The 16,889-nt window shown below is 64.0% G+C and carries 19 protein-coding genes; 3 read left to right on the top strand and 16 right to left on the bottom strand.

All coding sequences use genetic code 11. The features are described 5' to 3' along the window. Positions 1-93: 93 nt before the first annotated feature. From BM118_RS17285 to urtA, 14 genes are all read right to left on the bottom strand, one after another. Positions 94-822, bottom strand: a complete 729-nt coding sequence (locus tag BM118_RS17285) for an urease accessory protein UreF (protein WP_092186712.1) — start codon at positions 820-822, stop codon at positions 94-96. Then, the gene (ureE, locus tag BM118_RS17280; RefSeq protein WP_092186711.1) at positions 803-1,468 is read right to left on the bottom strand and encodes an urease accessory protein UreE; all 666 of its coding nucleotides are present in this window, start codon (positions 1,466-1,468) and stop codon (positions 803-805) included. The genes BM118_RS17285 and ureE overlap by 20 nt, the downstream gene beginning before the upstream one ends. A 14-nt stretch (positions 1,469-1,482) precedes the next feature. Further along, complete coding sequence (locus BM118_RS17275; RefSeq protein ID WP_092186710.1) at positions 1,483-1,782, bottom strand: putative quinol monooxygenase; 300 nt, start codon at positions 1,780-1,782, stop codon at positions 1,483-1,485. 121 nt (positions 1,783-1,903) lie between these two features. Beyond that, positions 1,904-3,619, bottom strand: coding sequence for an urease subunit alpha (gene ureC / locus BM118_RS17270; protein WP_038965370.1), 1,716 nt, complete (start codon positions 3,617-3,619; stop codon positions 1,904-1,906). 34 nt (positions 3,620-3,653) lie between these two features. Next, a complete protein-coding gene (locus BM118_RS17265; RefSeq protein ID WP_092186709.1) occupies positions 3,654-4,193 on the bottom strand; it encodes an HD domain-containing protein in 540 nt (179 codons plus the stop codon). Between the two features lie 2 nt (positions 4,194-4,195). Further along, positions 4,196-4,636 carry an endonuclease domain-containing protein gene (locus BM118_RS17260; protein WP_177234390.1) on the bottom strand — a complete coding sequence of 147 codons (441 nt, stop codon included), beginning with the start codon at positions 4,634-4,636 and terminating at the stop codon, positions 4,196-4,198. A gap of 93 nt (positions 4,637-4,729) precedes the next feature. Continuing rightward, positions 4,730-5,035 carry an urease subunit beta gene (locus BM118_RS17255; RefSeq protein WP_092186707.1) on the bottom strand — a complete coding sequence of 102 codons (306 nt, stop codon included), beginning with the start codon at positions 5,033-5,035 and terminating at the stop codon, positions 4,730-4,732. A gap of 112 nt (positions 5,036-5,147) precedes the next feature. Continuing rightward, entirely contained in the window at positions 5,148-5,450 is a 303-nt protein-coding gene (locus BM118_RS17250) for an urease subunit gamma (RefSeq protein ID WP_007605424.1), read from the bottom strand. Between the two features lie 24 nt (positions 5,451-5,474). Continuing rightward, positions 5,475-6,305, bottom strand: a complete 831-nt coding sequence (locus BM118_RS17245; RefSeq protein ID WP_092186706.1) for an urease accessory protein UreD — start codon at positions 6,303-6,305, stop codon at positions 5,475-5,477. Positions 6,306-6,337: 32 nt separating this feature from the next. Then, positions 6,338-7,033, bottom strand: a complete 696-nt coding sequence (urtE, locus tag BM118_RS17240; protein ID WP_025576656.1) for an urea ABC transporter ATP-binding subunit UrtE — start codon at positions 7,031-7,033, stop codon at positions 6,338-6,340. Positions 7,034-7,036: 3 nt separating this feature from the next. Next, on the bottom strand, positions 7,037-7,798 hold the full coding sequence (gene urtD / locus BM118_RS17235) for an urea ABC transporter ATP-binding protein UrtD (RefSeq protein ID WP_092186705.1): 762 nt from the start codon (positions 7,796-7,798) through the stop codon (positions 7,037-7,039). Further along, positions 7,795-8,973 carry an urea ABC transporter permease subunit UrtC gene (gene urtC, locus BM118_RS17230; RefSeq protein WP_092186704.1) on the bottom strand — a complete coding sequence of 393 codons (1,179 nt, stop codon included), beginning with the start codon at positions 8,971-8,973 and terminating at the stop codon, positions 7,795-7,797. The genes urtD and urtC overlap by 4 nt, the downstream gene beginning before the upstream one ends. After that, positions 8,970-10,577 carry an urea ABC transporter permease subunit UrtB gene (gene urtB, locus BM118_RS17225; protein ID WP_092186703.1) on the bottom strand — a complete coding sequence of 536 codons (1,608 nt, stop codon included), beginning with the start codon at positions 10,575-10,577 and terminating at the stop codon, positions 8,970-8,972. Before urtB ends, urtC begins: the two co-directional genes overlap by 4 nt. A gap of 86 nt (positions 10,578-10,663) precedes the next feature. Beyond that, entirely contained in the window at positions 10,664-11,986 is a 1,323-nt protein-coding gene (gene urtA, locus BM118_RS17220; protein WP_025576786.1) for an urea ABC transporter substrate-binding protein, read from the bottom strand. Between the two features lie 479 nt (positions 11,987-12,465). On the opposite strand from urtA, the gene BM118_RS17215 reads away from it, so the two are divergent. From BM118_RS17215 to BM118_RS17205, 3 genes are all read left to right on the top strand, one after another. Continuing rightward, positions 12,466-14,076, top strand: a complete 1,611-nt coding sequence (locus BM118_RS17215) for a DEAD/DEAH box helicase (protein WP_092186701.1) — start codon at positions 12,466-12,468, stop codon at positions 14,074-14,076. 23 nt (positions 14,077-14,099) lie between these two features. Next, complete coding sequence (infA, locus tag BM118_RS17210) at positions 14,100-14,390, top strand: translation initiation factor IF-1 (RefSeq protein WP_011084263.1); 291 nt, start codon at positions 14,100-14,102, stop codon at positions 14,388-14,390. Positions 14,391-14,667: 277 nt separating this feature from the next. Continuing rightward, a complete protein-coding gene (locus BM118_RS17205; protein ID WP_011084262.1) occupies positions 14,668-14,880 on the top strand; it encodes a cold-shock protein in 213 nt (70 codons plus the stop codon). Positions 14,881-15,083: 203 nt separating this feature from the next. On the opposite strand, the gene BM118_RS17200 is transcribed toward BM118_RS17205, so the two are convergent. Both BM118_RS17200 and BM118_RS17195 read right to left on the bottom strand, forming a co-directional pair. Beyond that, on the bottom strand, positions 15,084-15,575 hold the full coding sequence (locus BM118_RS17200; RefSeq protein WP_092186700.1) for a pilus assembly protein N-terminal domain-containing protein: 492 nt from the start codon (positions 15,573-15,575) through the stop codon (positions 15,084-15,086). Positions 15,576-15,832: 257 nt separating this feature from the next. After that, the gene (locus BM118_RS17195) at positions 15,833-16,660 is read right to left on the bottom strand and encodes a sterol desaturase family protein (RefSeq protein ID WP_092186699.1); all 828 of its coding nucleotides are present in this window, start codon (positions 16,658-16,660) and stop codon (positions 15,833-15,835) included. Positions 16,661-16,889 lie beyond the last annotated feature (229 nt).

The raw sequence follows: 16,889 nt of genomic DNA, 5'->3' as shown, positions 1-16,889 counted from the left end.
AAAGCCGGGGCCACAGCCGCGCATGACCACAGGCAGTTGTGGTTATGGGTCCTGGCTTTCGCCAGGACGACGGCTGCGAGTGGTGCCGCACGCTCACGACCGAAACAGCCGCGTATACTGCGTCTCGTGCCGCAGGCTGGCGAGGTCGGCGCGAAACGTCGCGCTGCCGAGATCGTCCAGCGTCGCGCTCAGCGCACGGTTGGCGGTCGCGGCAACCGCAGCTTCCAGCCGCACCAGCACGCGCTGGCTGTCGGTCTGGCCGAGCGGAATGAGGCGACTGGCCGCGGAAATCCAGTTCGAGACCACAGCGTGCAGGAAGGCGTGCAGCGTCGGCGCCAGCGGAACGCCGTGCATTGCGGCGACAACACCGACCGCGACGGGATAGACCAATGGCGTGCGGCATGCCGCAACCATGGCATCCAGCCCCTCCGCATCCCACGCGGCGCGGGCGATGTCGATGAAGGCGCGGCCCTGCGAGCTGGTCTCGAGCTGCCGCTCGCGCGACGGCACGAAGGCGCTCGCGAGCTCAGCGATGTCGCGCAAGGCGGCCTCCTCGCCCGCTTCGGTGGCGCGATAGGCCTGGACCAGAAACGTCGCATCGCAGAAGCCCGAACCATCACCGAGCATCGCATCGAGCCAGTCGACGAGCGTCGCCGTGTCGGTGATATCGCCCGCCTCGACCGCCCATTCGATACCGCTGGAATAGGAGAAGCCGCCGACGGGGAACGCCGGCGACAGCCAGGTCATCAGCCGGTACAGCGCCGCCGCCTCGCGCGCGGCGAGGTCACCGGCATTGACCGGCTCATTTGTGGTCATGAGCATGCTTGTGGCCGTGGTGGTGGTCGGGATGGTCGCAATGCTCGTCGTGATGATGGTGATCGTGCCCATGGTCATGCGCGGCATGATCATGATCATGGTCATGGTGATCGTGGCCATGATGATCATGGCCGTGGTGATCATGATGATGGTCGCCATGATCGTGATGGTGATGACCGTGATCATGATGCGCATGGTCATCATGCCCGTGCGCATGACCGGCGTCGGCGTAGGCGCCGCCTTCGGGATCGAACGGCGCCTCGATCTCGACGACACGCGCGCCGAGCCCCTTCACCATGGCCTCGATGACGTGGTCACGGCGGATACGCAAGGCTTTGGCCATGATCTGCGTCGGCAGGTGACGGTTGCCGAGGTGCCAGCCGACGCGGATGAGGTGGTGCGGATCGCGGCCGCGGATCTCCAGCAGCGGCTCGGGCGCCGCAACCACTTCGACCAGCCGGCCGTCCTCCAGTACCAGCGCATCGCCGCCGCGCAGTGCAACGGCGTTTTCGAGGTCGAGCAGGAATTCGAGCCCCCGCGTCCCCGTCATCGCCATGCGGCGGCGGTGCCGATCGTCGAAATCGAGCACGACCGTGTCCACTGGTGCTTCGGTGAAGCGGTGCTGTCCTCTAACCTGCGTCGCCCGGATCATTGGCTTCTACCCTGTTACCGTGTCTCGACCTTCTCGGGCGTGATCACTTCGATCTTCGGCGGCGCCGTGAAGCATTTCACCGCAACGCGGCCGAACGTCTTCATGTGCTCCATGCCACGGTGCGGCACCAGCGCCTCGGCATTCTCCCACTGCTCGACGAACACCATCTTGGTCGGATCGGTGACGCTCTCATGCAGATCATAGGCGATATTGCCGGGCTCTTTCCGCGTCTCCTTGATGCAGGCGGTGGCGGCTGCAATGAATTCGGCGCGCGTCTCGGGCTTGATGGTCAAGGTGGCAACGACGTAGATCACGAGAAATCCTCCCGGCTTTTCTTCTGGGTTCAAGATACCGGGCGGGACATTAGACCAGGCGGGATCGAACGCAACACCGTAAAACCGTCCCCGGACAGGCTCCGGGGACCGGGGCGCTATTTCAGTACATGAAATATCGCTGCGCCATCGGCAGCACTTCGGCGGGCGCGCAGGTCAGGAGCTCGCCGTCGGCGCGGACCTCATAGGTCTCCGGATCGACCTCGATATTGGGCGTGGCGTCGTTGTGGATCATGCTCTTCTTGGAGATCCTGCCGCGGGTGTTCTGGACGGCATAGAGCTTCTTCTCGATGCCGAGCTTGCGCGCCAGCCCGCCGGTGATCGCGGCCTTGGAGGTGAACACCACGGAAGACGCCGTGCGTGCCTTGCCGAAGGCGCCGAACATCGGCTGGTAGTGCACCGGCTGCGGCGTCGGGATCGAGGCGTTGGGATCGCCCATGGGCGCGGCGACGATCGTGCCGCCCTTGACGATGCAGTCCGGCTTGACGCCGAAGAAGGCCGGCGACCACAGCACGAGATCGGCGAGCTTGCCCTTCTCCACCGAGCCGATCAGCTTCGAGACGCCATGGGCGATCGCGGGGTTGATCGTGTATTTGGCGATGTAGCGCTTGACGCGGAAATTGTCGTTGTCCTTGCCCTTGTCCTGCGGCAGCGACCCGCGCTGCTTCTTCATCTTGTCGGCGGTCTGCCAGGTCCGGATGATGACCTCGCCGAGGCGGCCCATGGCCTGGGAGTCCGAGGACATCATCGAGAGCGCGCCGAGATCGTGCAGGATGTCCTCGGCCGCGATTGTCTCCTTCCGGATACGGCTTTCGGCGAACGCCAGATCTTCCGCGATCGAGGGATCGAGGTGGTGGCACACCATCAGCATGTCGAGATGCTCGTCGATGGTGTTGCGGGTGAACGGCCGCGTCGGATTGGTCGATGACGGCAGCACGTTCTTCAGCCCCGCGACCTTGATGATATCGGGGGCGTGACCGCCGCCGGCGCCTTCGGTGTGGAAGGCGTGGATGGTTCGCCCCTTGAACGCCTTGATCGTATCCTCGACGAAGCCGGATTCGTTCAGCGTGTCGGTGTGGATCATGACCTGGATGTCGTAATCGTCGGCCACCGAGAGGCAGTTGTCGATCGCGGCCGGCGTGGTGCCCCAATCCTCGTGCAGCTTCAGCGCGCAGGCGCCGCCCTTGATCATCTCGACCAGCGGCGCGGGGCGCGAGGCGTTGCCCTTGCCGGAAATGCCGAGATTGACCGGGAACGCGTCGAACGACTGGATCATCCGCCCCATGTGCCACGGGCCCGGCGTGCAGGTCGTCGCAAAGGTGCCGTGCGAGGGACCGGTGCCGCCGCCCAGCATCGAGGTGACGCCGCTCATCAGCGCGTGCTCGATCTGCTGCGGGCAGATGAAATGGATGTGGCTGTCGAAGCCGCCGGCGGTGAGGATCTTGCCCTCGCCGGCGATCACGTCGGTGCCGGGGCCGATGATGATGGTGACGCCCGGCTGGATGTCGGGATTGCCGGCCTTGCCGATCGCGGAGATCATGCCGTCCTTGATCGCGACGTCGGCCTTCACGATGCCCCAATGGTCGACGATCAGCGCATTGGTGATGACGGTGTCGGCCGCGCCCTGCTTGTTGGTCACCTGCGACTGCCCCATGCCGTCGCGGATCACCTTGCCGCCGCCGAACTTCACCTCCTCGCCATAGACGGTGAAATCCTTCTCCACCTCGATGATGAGATCGGTGTCGGCGAGCCGCACCTTGTCGCCGGTGGTCGGGCCGAACATGTCGGCATAGACGGAACGCTTTATCTTGACGGACATCACAAGCCCCGTTTGCGTTTGAATTTTTGGCTATTCACAGCAAAGCCCTCGCTGCTTTTACGACATCGTCGAATCTTCTATCGAGCCACGAGTTGCCGCCACGACAGCCGGCGACCACCTGCTCGGCCCAGCCGGCGTAGTCGGCCAGATCGTCTCGTTCCTCTGCAGTCGGATCGGAATGAACGCGTGCGCCGATATTGCTGATCTTGTCGGCGATCTTGATCAGTTTTGCACCGGCCGATTTCTTCGGCGCATCGACAATCTGCAGACGCCGCCGCTCGGCCTTCGGCAGGCTCATATCGTCGGTGCACTCGACGACGAGGGAAGCGACACGGTCGGAGAATTTTTCCGCCAGCTCCTCGCGCGTGGTGTCGGTGTCTTCGATCGTATCATGCAGCCAGCCGGCCGCGACCAGCTCCGCATCGGCCCCATCGGTTGCCGCCGCAAGCAGGTTCGCGACCTCAGCCAGATGATTGATGTAAGGCTCGTTCCCCCGCCCCTTGCGCGCCATGCCGTTGTGCCGGCGCGCGGCCAGCTCAGCAGCTTCCGAGATGAGGCGGACGGCGGGCAGCATGCTCACGCCTCCTTCGGGCCATCGGAGGCACCGCTTTCACCGTTCCCTCCCCCCTTGCGGGGGAGGGTCAGGGAGGGGGGTGCTCCGGGCTCCGCTGCCTGAAGGATGGCGAGAGCCACACCTTCCAGATTTCTCAGCACGTCCTCATTGGTGAAACGCAACACGCGATAGCCCCGAGACGCGAACCACTCGTCGCGTTGTGCGTCCTTACGGAGACGCTCCTCGAAATCGTGGCTTTCGCCATCGACCTCAACCACCAGCTTGCACGAATGCGCCACGAAATCGGCGATATACGCACCCATCGGAGCCTGCCGGCGAAAACCGAGGCGAGCCAGACGATGAGCTTTGAGGTGACGCCACAGCAACGTCTCCGCGCGGGTCATCTCGCGCCTCAATCGCTTGGCGCGGGTTCTTTGTAACGGAGAGACCTCGTCGTGTGGCATACCCCTCTCCCCAGCCCTCCCCCGCAAGGGGGGAGGGAGCCTGACCATTGTGCTCACCTCACTGTGGATCACGCCGCGCGCCTCAGTTTACACTCACAGCTTCCCCATCACGTCGCCGCGGAAGCCGTAGATGGTCTTCTTGCCGGCGAGCGCGACGAGCTGGACGTCGCGGGTCTGGCCGGGCTCGAAGCGGACGGCGGTGCCGGCGGCGATGTCGAGGCGCATGCCGCGGGCCTTCTTGCGGTCGAACTTCAGCGCCGGGTTGGTCTCGAAGAAATGGTAGTGCGAGCCGACCTGGATCGGACGGTCGCCGGTGTTGGCGACCGTGAGCGTCACGGTCCTGCGGCCGGCATTGAGCTCGATCTCGCCGTCCTGGATGAAGAGTTCGCCGGGGATCATGTCTGTCTTCCTCCGTCATTCCGGGGCTCGCGGAGCGAGAACCCGGAATCTCGATCAACAATCTCTGGATTCCGGGTTCGCCCTGCGGGCGCCCCGGAATGACGAATTTGAATCACCTGATCGGCTCGTGCACCGTGACGAGCTTGGTGCCGTCCGGGAACGTCGCCTCGACCTGGATGTCGTGGATCATTTCGGGAATGCCCGGCATCACCTGGTCGCGGGTCAGCACCTGCGCGCCGGATTGCATCAGCTCGGCCACGGTGCGGCCGTCGCGGGCGCCTTCGAGGATGAAATCGGAGATGATCGCGATCGCTTCGGGATGGTTGAGCTTGACGCCGCGGTCCAGCCTGCGGCGCGCCACGATGGCCGCCATCGAGATCAGAAGCTTGTCCTTTTCGCGGGGAGACAGGTTCATGCGAAATCTCTTCCGTTCAACACGTCAATTCAACCACAGTCGCGGCAACGCCGCACCAGTGCGCGCCAGCACCGCCATCATGTCGGCGCGCAAGCGCGCCGCATCTTGGGCACAGAACCGCGCCATTGCAAAGCCATTCCAGGCCGATATCCCGACCTCGCCGGCGAAGGATTCCGAGGCCTGCCGAATGCGCTCGATGAGCGCCTCATCGCCGGGCACGATCAAGGCCGTGCCGATCGCCGCGCCCCCCTTGGCCACCGCGGACCTCGCGAGTTTCGCGCCGATATTGCCGTCGAGCCTGACGGTCTCGGCAAAGACCAGCCGGCCGCCGCGGGAGAGCCGCCAGCGGTCGACGAACTCGCCCTGCTCCATCCGCTCACCCATCGCAGTGCGTCCGAACACCACGATCTCGCAAAGCAGGAGCGAGGCCGCCTCATCGAGCGCGATGTCGAAGCGACGATGGACACGGGCACGATCAAACAGGATGGTCTCCTGCGGCAGCCAGGACAGATGCGCGCCTGCGCCGACCTTCAGGGCGATATTGAGCTCCGCCGCCGGGCCCTGTGCGCGATAGACCTTCTCCGCGGCCGCCGTGGTCAGCGTCAGCCGCGCGGCATCGGCCGCCGATATCTCGACATCGAAGCGATCGCCGCCGGCAACGCCGCCGGCCGTGTTGACGAACACGCCGGACAGCCCTTCATCCTCCGGCGAAGGAAAGCGCACACGCAGCGAGCCGGATTCATGCAACGCACCGCGCCGCGTCACGCCGTCGCGCGCGTGCACGTCGAACCTGACCGCGCCGCGGGCGCGATTGGCCTCGAATATGGTGGACGTGACTGATAGTTCGCTGCGCATCCGCCTCCCCAGCCGGTCGCGGCACAAATGGCTTACAGAGCCATCTGACGGCTGATCTCGCTCGCGTCGAGATTGGTGCGGTCGCAAGTGAACTTCACCGCGCCGCGATCCATCACGGCGAAACTGTCGCCGAGTTCGCAGGCAAAGTCGAGATATTGTTCGACCAGCACGATGGCGATGTTGCCGAGGTTGCGCAAGTAGGAGATGGCGCGGCCGATGTCCTTGATGATCGAAGGCTGGATGCCCTCGGTCGGCTCGTCGAGCAGCAGCAGCTTCGGCCGCATCACCAGCGCACGCCCGATCGCGAGCTGCTGCTGCTGGCCGCCGGAGAGGTCGCCGCCGCGCCGGCCGAGCATGGATTGCAGCACCGGGAACAGCGAGAACACGTCGTCCGGGATGTGCTTGTCCTCGCGCTTGAGCGGACCGAAGCCGGTCTTGAGATTCTCCTCGACCGTCAGCAGCGGAAAGATCTCGCGGCCCTGCGGCACGAAGCCGATGCCCTTGCGCGCCCGCTCATAAGGCTTGAGGCCCGTGATGTCGCTGCCGTCGAACACGATCGCGCCCGAGGAGATCGGATATTGCCCAACCATGGCCCGCAGCAGCGAGGTCTTGCCGACGCCGTTGCGCCCGAGCACGCAAGTCACCTTGCCGGGCTCGGCCGCAATCGAGACGCCGCGCAGCGCCTGCGCCGCGCCGTAGAACAGGTTGATGTCCTTGACCTCAAGCATGGCTCAGCGTCCCAGATAGACTTCGATGACCCGCTCGTTGGACGAGACCTGGTCGATGGTTCCTTCCGCGAGCACCGTGCCTTCGTGCAGGCAGGTCACCTTGACGCCGAGCTCGCGCACGAACGTCATGTCGTGCTCGACCACCATGACGGTGTGGGTCTTGTTGATCTCTTTCAGCAGCTCGGCCGTAAGATGCGTCTCGACGTCGGTCATGCCGGCGACGGGCTCGTCGACGAGCAGCAGCTTCGGATCCTGCGCCAGCAGCATGCCGATCTCGAGCCATTGCTTCTGGCCGTGGCTGAGGCTGCCGGCCAGCCGATTGCGCGCCTCGGTGAGGCGGATCGTCTCCAGCACCTTGTCGATGCGCTCGGACTCGGCCTTGCTGCCGCGCCAGAACAGCGTGCCCTTGACGCTGTGGTCGACATTGAGCGCCAGCAGCAGATTGTCCTGCACGGTCTGACTCTCGAACACGGTCGGTTTCTGGAATTTGCGGCCGATGCCGAGCTCGGCGATGCGGGTCTCGTCCAGCCGCGTCAGGTCGGTGACGCCGTCGAACAGCACGGTGCCCTCGTCCGGCTTGGTCTTGCCGGTGATGATGTCCATCATCGTGGTCTTGCCGGCGCCGTTCGGGCCGATGATGGCGCGCATCTCGCCGGGTTCGAGCGTCAGCGACAGATTGTTGATGGCGTGGAAGCCGTCGAAGGAGACGTGCACACCGTCGAGATAGAGCATTGCGGAGGTCGAGCGGGTGTCCATGACGTTCATTGCGCCTCCTCCGCCATCTTGGTTTCGGTGACGCCGTCCTCGGCCGCGGCGCTCGCCGTGGTCGCGGCGGGACGCTTCTCGTTCGACGAGTCCCACCAGGCGTTGAAGGTGCCGACGATGCCCTTGGGCAGCAGCAGCGTCACCAGAATAAACAGCGCGCCGAGCATGAACAGCCAGTACGGCGCCAGCATGCCCGAGGTGAAGAACGTCTTTGCGTAGTTGACGACGACGGCGCCGAGCGCCGCGCCCACCAGCGTGCCGCGGCCACCGACCGCAACCCAGATCACCGCCTCGATCGAATTGCCCGGTGCGAATTCGCTCGGATTGATGATGCCGACCTGCGGCACGTAAAGCGCGCCGGCGACGCCGGCCATGCAGGCCGACACCGTGAACACGAACAGCTTGTAGGATTCGACACGGTAGCCGAGGAAGCGGGTGCGCGATTCCGCATCACGCACCGCGATCAGCACCTTGCCGAGCTTGGACGAGACGATGGCGCGGCAGATCAGGAAGCCCAGGATCAGCGCCAGGCAGCTCAGCGCAAACAGCGCGGCACGGGTGCCTTCGGCCTGCACGTTGAAGCCCAGGATGTCCTTGAAGTCGGTCAGGCCGTTGTTGCCGCCGAAGCCGAAATCGTTGCGGAAGAAGGCGAGCAGCAGCGCATAGGTCATCGCCTGCGTGATGATCGACAGGTACACGCCGGTGACGCGGGAGCGGAAGGCGAGCCAGCCGAAGCAGAAGGCGAGCAGGCCGGGCACGACCAGCACCATCAGCGCGGCGAACCAGAACATGTCGAAGCCGTACCAGTACCAGGGCAGCTTCGAATAGTTCAGGAACACCATGAAGTCGGGCAGGATCGGATTGCCGTAGACGCCGCGGGTGCCGATCTGCCGCATCAGGTACATGCCCATCGCGTAGCCGCCGAGCGCGAAGAAAGCGCCGTGACCGAGCGAGAGGATGCCGCAATAGCCCCAGATCAGGTCGATCGCGAGCGCCAGGATGGCGTAGCAGACATATTTGCCCCAGAGCGCGACCAGATAGGTCGGCACTTGCAGGAACGAGCCCGCGGGCAGCAGCAGGTTGGACAACGGGATCAGCACGCCCAGCGCGGCGACAACCAGCAGGAAGATCGTCGCGCTGCGGTCCAGCGATCGCGTCAGCATGTGAGGGCTCATGCTTCCACCGCACGGCCCTTGAGCGCGAACAGGCCGCGCGGCCGCTTCTGAATGAACAGGATGATGAGAACCAGGATGGCGATCTTGCCGAGCACGGCACCGGCGACCGGCTCCAGGAACTTGTTGGCGATGCCGAGTGTGAAGGCGCCGACCAGCGTGCCCCAGAGATTGCCGACCCCGCCGAACACCACGACCATGAAGCTGTCGATGATGTAGCTCTGGCCGAGATTGGGGCTGACATTGTCGATCTGCGACAGCGCCACGCCGGCGATGCCGGCAATGCCAGAACCGAGGCCGAAGGTGAGCGCATCGACACGCGAGGTGGCGATGCCCATCGAGGCCGCCATGCGGCGGTTCTGCGTCACGGCGCGCATCTCCAGGCCCAGCGCGGTGTAGCGCAGCATCGCGAGCAGGACCGCGAACACGGCGAGCGTGAAGCAGAGGATCCACAGCCGGTTATAGGTGATGGTGATCTGGCCGAGCTCGAAGGCGCCGCTCATCCAGGAGGGATTGCCGACCTCGCGGTTGGTCGGGCCGAACATGGTGCGAACCGCCTGCTGGAGCACCAGCGACAGGCCCCAGGTCGCCAGCAGCGTCTCCAGCGGACGGCCGTAGAGGAAGCGGATGATGCTGCGCTCGATCAGAACGCCGATCGCGCCGGCGACGAGAAAGGCGAGCGGCACGGCGATCAGCAAGGAATAGTCGAACAGGCCGGGATAGCGGGTGCGGATCACCTCCTGCACCACGAAGGTGGTGTAGGCCCCGATCATCACCATCTCGCCATGGGCCATGTTGATGACGCCCATCACGCCGAAGGTGATGGCGAGACCGATCGCCGCGAGCAGCAGCACCGAGCCGAGCGAGAGGCCGTACCAGGCATTCTGCACCGTGGACCAGACCGCGAGCGAGCTCTGGATCGAGCCGATCGCGCTCGCGGCGGCCTTGGTCACCGAGGCCGGCTGGTCGCCCATGCCGGTGAGCAGTGCCATCGCCTCCTGGTCGCCGCGCGCCTTGAGGGTGGCGACGGCCTCGAGCTTCTCGACCTCGGTGGCATCGGACTTGAACAGCAGGATCGCCGCGCGGGCGTCGCCGAGCGCAGCCTTGACGGATTTGTTGGTTTCCTTGCCGAGCGCGGCATCGACGGCTTCGAGCGCGGTCTCCTCATGCGACTTGAAGACGGACTGCGCGGCCTGGAGGCGCGTTCCGACATCCGGCGACTGAAGCGTCAGGCTGCCGACTGCGGCATCGACGCTGCGGCGCAGACGGTTGTTGAGGCGGACCGCGCTCGCACTGTCGGGAACGCTGGCGACGGACTGGCCGGTCGCCGCATCGATCGACTTGCCGTCGGCGCCGGTGACGTAGACCTTCTTGCTGTCCGGATCGGCCATGAGGCGGCCGTCCTGGAGCGCGCTGATGATGGGGAAGGCCAGCGGATTGCCGCTGCTCGCGACCACGCCGATCGCCTCTTCGGTGTCGGAATAATCATCGTTGGCGAATTTGGCGACCGCATCCTCGAACGGACCGGCGAAGGCCGGCAGTGCGAACGCGATCAGGAATAACGAGAGCAGGAGCGAACAGAGGCGGGCGGACAAATTGGCTGGCACTGTGAATGACCCCGGCAGAAATGGGTGGAGAAGGCGGCGGGATCGCCGCCTTCTCCGGTCGCGTGCAAAGATCGGTCAGGCCGGGATCAGGAGCCCGAACCCAGGCACTTGTTGGTCTTGGTGTTGAAGTTGCCGCACTTCTTGCCGACCCAGTCGCCGATCAGGTCCTTGGAGCCGTCGAGCTCCTTCGACCAGGCGTCGCCAGCGACAAGACCCGGGGTCTTCCAGACCACGTCGAACTGACCGTTCGCCTTGATCTCGCCGATGAACACCGGCTTGGTGATGTGGTGGTTCGGAAGCATCTTGGAGGTGCCGCCGGTCAGGTTCTTGGCTTCGATGCCCGGGAGAGCGTCGATCACCTTGTCCGGATCGGTCGACTTCACCTTCTCGACCGCCTTGACCCACATGTCGAAGCCGATCACGTGCGCCTCCATCGGATCGTTGGTCACGCGCTTCGGATTCTTGGTGTAGGCCTGCCACGCCTTGATGAACTTCTCGTTCTCCGGCGACTTGATCGACTGGAAGTAGTTCCAGGCGGCGAGATGGCCGAGCAGCGGCTTGGTGTCGATGCCGGCGAGCTCTTCCTCACCCACCGAGAACGCGACCACCGGGATGTCCTTCGCCTTGATGCCCTGGTTGCCGAGCTCCTTGTAGAAGGGAACGTTGGCGTCGCCGTTGATGGTCGAGACCACCGCGGTCTTCTTGCCGGCCGAGCCGAACTTCTTGATGTCGGCCACGATCGTCTGCCAGTCGGAGTGACCGAACGGCGTGTAGTTGATCATGATGTCTTCCTGGGCGACACCCTTCGACTTCAGATAGGCTTCCAGGATCTTGTTGGTGGTGCGCGGATAGACGTAGTCGGTGCCCGCGAGCACCCAGCGCTTCACCTTCTCGTCCTTCATCAGGTAGTCGACGGCGGGGATCGCCTGCTGGTTCGGCGCAGCACCCGTGTAGAACACGTTGCGCTCGCTCTCCTCGCCCTCGTACTGCACGGGGTAGAACAGGATGTTGTTCAGCTCCTTGAACACCGGCAGCACCGACTTGCGCGACACCGAGGTCCAGCAGCCGAACACGACCGAGACCTTGTCCTTGGTGATCAGCTCGCGGGCTTTTTCGGCGAACAGCGGCCAGTTCGAAGCGGGATCGACGACGACGGCTTCGAGCTTCTTGCCAAGCACGCCGCCCTTCTTGTTCTGCTCGTCGATCAGGAAGAGGATGGTGTCCTTCAGCGTGGTTTCGCTGATGGCCATGGTGCCCGAGAGAGAGTGAAGCACACCGACCTTGATGGTGTCGTCCGCGGCCTTCGCGCCGGAAATGGAGGCCAGACCGAGCATCAGTCCGGCGGTCGCGGCGAGCACGCCGCGGCGGCTAAATGACGCCGCTATATCGTGAGTGGATTTGGTAAGCATTTGTGTATCATCTCCCTGACGCAGACGTGAAAACGCTGCGAAACGGCCCCACGGCCGCCTGCGGTTAACGGAATCGCAAGAACCATGCCATGGGCTATGTACACACCAAGCCATTGGTTTCATTCGAAAAACTGGCAAAAATCGAAATTTCGCCGCAGTCTGTTTGCTCAAGACTTGGGCAAATAAATTGTATGCTAATACGGCAGACAGTGCATTTTTTGAGCAAAACGATACTTCTGTCTAAATTTCCGGCATAACTATTTCTGCACTGCAATCGCCGTTTCGGGCCAGCGTGCCTTGAAAGCGCCCGCTCAATGTTCCATATGAACGGTCGAGACCTCTTGCGAATCAAGGGGTCGTTGCGAGCCGCGTGTTCTTAAGCCCTCTACGGGCCTCTGGCTTGCCCCATTCTCCCAAGCCATCCGACACCCTAAACACGCAGGTGTCTTCTCGACACCCGTTTGCGTGCGCCGCGCTGAATGCGCCGGGCGCCCGCTTTTGACATGGAAAGAACCCATCTTTTGACTTCGTTTCAGGACTTCGGCCTCGCCGAACCGATCGCGCGTGCTCTCTCCGAAGAGAACTACGTCACCCCCACCCCCATCCAGGCCCAGACCATTCCCACGGCATTGACCGGCCGCGACGTCGTCGGCATCGCCCAGACCGGCACCGGCAAGACCGCATCCTTCGCGCTGCCGATCCTGCACCGCCTGCTCGAGCATCGCATCAAGCCGCAGCCGAAGACGACCCGCGTCCTGGTCCTGTCGCCCACCCGCGAGCTGTCCGGCCAGATCCTCGACAGCTTCAACGCCTATGGCCGCCACATCCGCCTGTCCTCGACGCTCGCCATCGGCGGCGTGCCGATGGGCCGTCAGGTCCGCTCGCTGATGCAGGGCGTCGAAGTGCTGGTCGCCACCCCCGGCCGCCTGCTCGACCTCGTGCAGAGCAACGGGCTGAAGCTTGGCAGCGTCGAATTCCTCGTGCTCGACGAGGCCGACCGCATGCTCGACATGGGCTTCATCAACGACATCCGGAAGATCGTCGCCAAGCTGCCGATCAAGCGGCAGACGCTGTTCTTCTCGGCCACCATGCCCAAGGACATCGCCGAGCTCGCCGACTCCATGCTGCGTGATCCCGCCCGTGTCGCGGTGACCCCGGTCTCCTCGACCGCCGAGCGGATCAACCAGCGTATCCTCCAGGTCGACTTCTCGGCCAAGCCCGCCTTCCTGACCAAGCTCCTGAAGGACGAGCCGATCAACCGCGCGCTGGTCTTCACCCGCACCAAGCACGGCGCCGACAAGGTCGTGAAGACGCTCGAGAAGGCCGGCATTGCCGCCAGCGCCATCCACGGCAACAAGTCGCAGAACCATCGCGAGCGCACGCTCGCCCAGTTCCGCTCCGGTGACATCCGCACGCTGGTCGCCACCGACATCGCCGCCCGTGGCATCGACGTCGACGGCATCACCCACGTCATCAATTTCGACCTGCCCAACGTGCCCGAGACTTACGTCCACCGCATCGGCCGCACCGCGCGCGCCGGCGCCGAGGGCACCGCGATCTCGCTGGTCGCAGGCGGCGAGGAGCTCAGCTATCTCCGCGACATCGAGCGGCTGATCAAGGTGGCGCTGCCGCGTGAAGACCTCCGCACCGATGCCGGTCGCCGCGATGCAGGTCCTCCCCCGTCGCAGCAACGACAGGGCCGGCCGGGCCGCCCGGGCCAGCGCCCGCAAGGCGCAAGACATGGTGAGGGGCGGCACGGTGACGGACGGCGTGCCGACGAAAGGCATGGCGACGGACGCCACCACAGCGCCGGCAAGCAGGGCGATGGACGGCCCGGTGAAGGCCGGCATGGCGACGCGCGCCATGTCGACGGAAGGCATGTTGAAGGAAGGCCTGGCAGCGGCCCGAAGGCCTCAAAGGGGTCTCGTCGCCGCCGCTCCGGCGGCAAGATGCATTCTTCGCCGGCCGACCGTCCGGAACAGCGTTCCGCGCATAGCGCTGGGACGTCTGATGGGATACAAGGCGTTGCCTTTTTGCGCCGCGAGAGTCGGCCGAACGGCCAATCGACCCGCAAACCCTATTCGCACTAGCCGTCCACGACCTGGAGACATTCATGGCTAAGGAAGAGCTGATCCAGTTCGAAGGACTGGTCACCGAAATCCTCCCCGACGCCCGCTACCGCGTGCAGCTCGATGCCGGACACGAGATCGTTGCCTACACCGCCGGCAAGATGAAGAAGAACCGCATCAAGACGCTCGCGGGCGACCGCGTGACGGTGGAGATGTCGCCCTACGATCTTGAGAAGGGCCGGCTGATTTTCCGCCACAAGGACGAACGTCCCGCAACATCCGGCGGACCGCCGCGGGGTGGCGCGCAGCGCGGTGGCCAGTTCCGTCGCCGCTAAGCGGCGAACGACCATTCCGCGCGCAAGCGCGGAATTAAAATGCTGACCTGTATGCTGATCTGCCGCGCACGTCGCGGCGGATCAAAAAATCGTGCGCGTCAGGATTGTTTTGAAGCCCCATTTCCAATAAAATGAATTAATCGATTTTCGGCCGGACGACATTGGCATCCACCGGTACAGCCGGTTCAGACACGCTGACGACCCTTCCAGAAATTCGATCTAACCTGCCCGCGCGAGCGGGCTCTTACATTGTGTTATCTGAGAAGGAACTACCCCCGTGAGCATGGGAACCGTGAAGTGGTTTAACGCGACCAAGGGCTTCGGCTTCATCCAGCCCGACGACGGCGGCAAGGACGTGTTCGTGCACATCAGCGCCGTCGAGCGCGCCGGCCTCGGCACGCTGCGCGAAGGCCAGAAGATCTCCTACGAGATCGTGGCCGATCGCCGGTCCGGCAAGTCGGCCGCCGACAATCTTCGCTCCGCCGGCTGAGCCAACGGACCTTCGGTCCGGATCTGCTCGAGCGAACGAACCAAAGCAACAGAAAAGGCCGTGCGCGACGCACGGCCTTTTTTCATGTTCGAAGAACCGAGAGAATTCTTCCTCGCCGGTGCGAGAGTCCGGACCGGACCGCACGATCCTGCCCGGCAATCCCGGCAATCGGTGTTGCTCGTTGGTCTTGCTAGTTGATCTTGCTAGTTAGTCTTGGCGCCGGCGTTGCCGCTGGCACTGCTGCTCAGCGAACCGGCCTGGCTCATCGTGGTGTTGAAGAAGGCGTCGCTGTCGCCCAGCGTCACGCGGCGTTGGCAAATCGGCATGCAGCTATAGGACTCGCGCTCGACCCCGCGATAGACGGTGACGAGCCGGTCGCTCGGACCTTCGACCTGGATCTGGCGGTCGACCAAAATCTCGCCGCCCCTGTCGAGCGCGATGAAATTGGTGGCGCCGTAGCCCTTCCCGGTCACGACGATCATGCCGCCGGGCTGCAGCGTGACGTCGGCGATCAGGGGATTGCCGACCACGATGGTCGCCACCTTGCCAGGCAGCCGGACCAGCTTGGCCTGATCGACATTGACGGCGATGGTGTCGGCGGTGGATTCGGCCAGACCGGCAGCCGGCGATGCCAGCACCGCGGCCGCAACCAGAAGACACACGCGCGCATGGCGGCGCAGCAGTTCTTTACGCATACTCTTACCCCCGGGACGTCACAAACCGGCAGAAGCGATCAGATAACAGCGGAGCCGGTGCCCGACCGCGCTAACCTGCCCTCAATTCGTGAACGTTCCGCAAATTCGCCGACTATTGTTTGAACGGACTGGCGTTTTACGGCCCTCGCAGGTCCCCAAAAGCGCGATGAGGTCAGGATTCATCGTGATCGCGCTTCAGGTTATTGTTTGAGCGTGATCCTTTCGGAAAATCGCTTCGCACTTGTCCGGCTCATGCTCTAGCGGCGGAACGGATAGGCGAGCTGGCCCGCGATCTCCTTGGGCATGGTCGCTTCGTCCTTGCCGTAATCCTGCGGCAGCTGCCCCTCCGGCATGCGGAAGGTGCCGAACAGCACGTCCCAGAGCGGGAAGGTCCCGGCGAAATTGGTATCGCCGCCCTCCTCGAGCGCGGTGTGGTGCCAGCGGTGGAACACCGGCGTTGCCAGCACGTATTTGAACGGCCCGAAGGTCCAGTTCAGGTTGGCGTGCACGAAGGCCGAGTGGAAGGTCGTGAACGGGGCAAGCCAGACCATGACATTCGGGGAGATGCCGGCCATCAGCAGCACGACGTCGACCCCGATCGTGCCGAGCATGAGATTGACGGGATGGAAGCGGGCCGCCGAAATCCAGCTTATCTCCTCCGAGGAGTGATGGATCGCGTGATACTTCCAGAACTCGCCGCCATGAAACAACCGGTGCAGCCAGTACAGCATGAAATCCGACAGGACCAGGAATAGAGCTGCCTGGACCCAGAGCGGCAACAGCGCCAGCGGGCCATGGCCATTGTCGTAGAAGGCGATGAGATCGTCGGCATCGTGGATGTTGAAGAGGAGGCTCGCGCCGACGATCAAGAGCCCGATCCGCATGGTGCGGGCGAACACCGGAACGAAGAACCAGTAGCAGATGTCGGTGACGATCTCGCGCTTGCGCCACCAGGGCGTACCGGGATTGCAGGCCCAGAAATGCTCGAGCACGGTGAAGACGGCCGCGAGCGCGAGGGTGATGGGGATCACCTTCGCGATGGTCTCGCCGAGCATCAGGGCGACTTGCATGGGCAGGCTCGACATCGTCGCCTCTCTTCCGAATTGCTGGTCCTCCTACGCCTACTCCGCGAAATTTAAGGGAGGGTGAAGCCGGCGACGCACTTGCGGCACGTTCGGGACCGGAGCGAATTCCGGCCGGCGTGTTAATGCGAAATTCACTCTGGGTAAAAGCATCGCGCAGGAATCGGGTTTGCACGATCGAATTAACTCTACCGAAAGAGCTCGGCTTTCATGGTCATCGCGTCAAAGACAG

Source organism: Bradyrhizobium sp. cf659, from assembly GCF_900113725.1.
In the GTDB taxonomy this organism is placed as follows: Bacteria; Pseudomonadota; Alphaproteobacteria; order Rhizobiales; family Xanthobacteraceae; genus Bradyrhizobium.
This window is presented reverse-complemented; position numbering and strand designations above follow the sequence as displayed.

Coding starts and splice junctions, on each gene's coding strand:
- BM118_RS17285 (WP_092186712.1), bottom strand. CDS start 822: ATGCTCATGACCACAAATGAGCCGGTCAATGCCGGTGACCTCGCCGCG.
- ureE (WP_092186711.1), bottom strand. CDS start 1,468: ATGATCCGGGCGACGCAGGTTAGAGGACAGCACCGCTTCACCGAAGCA.
- ureC (WP_038965370.1), bottom strand. CDS start 3,619: ATGTCCGTCAAGATAAAGCGTTCCGTCTATGCCGACATGTTCGGCCCG.
- BM118_RS17265 (WP_092186709.1), bottom strand. CDS start 4,193: ATGCTGCCCGCCGTCCGCCTCATCTCGGAAGCTGCTGAGCTGGCCGCG.
- BM118_RS17260 (WP_177234390.1), bottom strand. CDS start 4,636: ATGCCACACGACGAGGTCTCTCCGTTACAAAGAACCCGCGCCAAGCGA.
- BM118_RS17255 (WP_092186707.1), bottom strand. CDS start 5,035: ATGATCCCCGGCGAACTCTTCATCCAGGACGGCGAGATCGAGCTCAAT.
- BM118_RS17250 (WP_007605424.1), bottom strand. CDS start 5,450: ATGAACCTGTCTCCCCGCGAAAAGGACAAGCTTCTGATCTCGATGGCG.
- BM118_RS17245 (WP_092186706.1), bottom strand. CDS start 6,305: ATGCGCAGCGAACTATCAGTCACGTCCACCATATTCGAGGCCAATCGC.
- urtE (WP_025576656.1), bottom strand. CDS start 7,033: ATGCTTGAGGTCAAGGACATCAACCTGTTCTACGGCGCGGCGCAGGCG.
- urtD (WP_092186705.1), bottom strand. CDS start 7,798: ATGAACGTCATGGACACCCGCTCGACCTCCGCAATGCTCTATCTCGAC.
- urtC (WP_092186704.1), bottom strand. CDS start 8,973: ATGAGCCCTCACATGCTGACGCGATCGCTGGACCGCAGCGCGACGATC.
- urtA (WP_025576786.1), bottom strand. CDS start 11,986: ATGCTTACCAAATCCACTCACGATATAGCGGCGTCATTTAGCCGCCGC.
- BM118_RS17215 (WP_092186701.1), top strand. CDS start 12,466: ATGCGCCGGGCGCCCGCTTTTGACATGGAAAGAACCCATCTTTTGACT.
- infA (WP_011084263.1), top strand. CDS start 14,100: ATGGCTAAGGAAGAGCTGATCCAGTTCGAAGGACTGGTCACCGAAATC.
- BM118_RS17200 (WP_092186700.1), bottom strand. CDS start 15,575: ATGCGTAAAGAACTGCTGCGCCGCCATGCGCGCGTGTGTCTTCTGGTT.
- BM118_RS17195 (WP_092186699.1), bottom strand. CDS start 16,660: ATGTCGAGCCTGCCCATGCAAGTCGCCCTGATGCTCGGCGAGACCATC.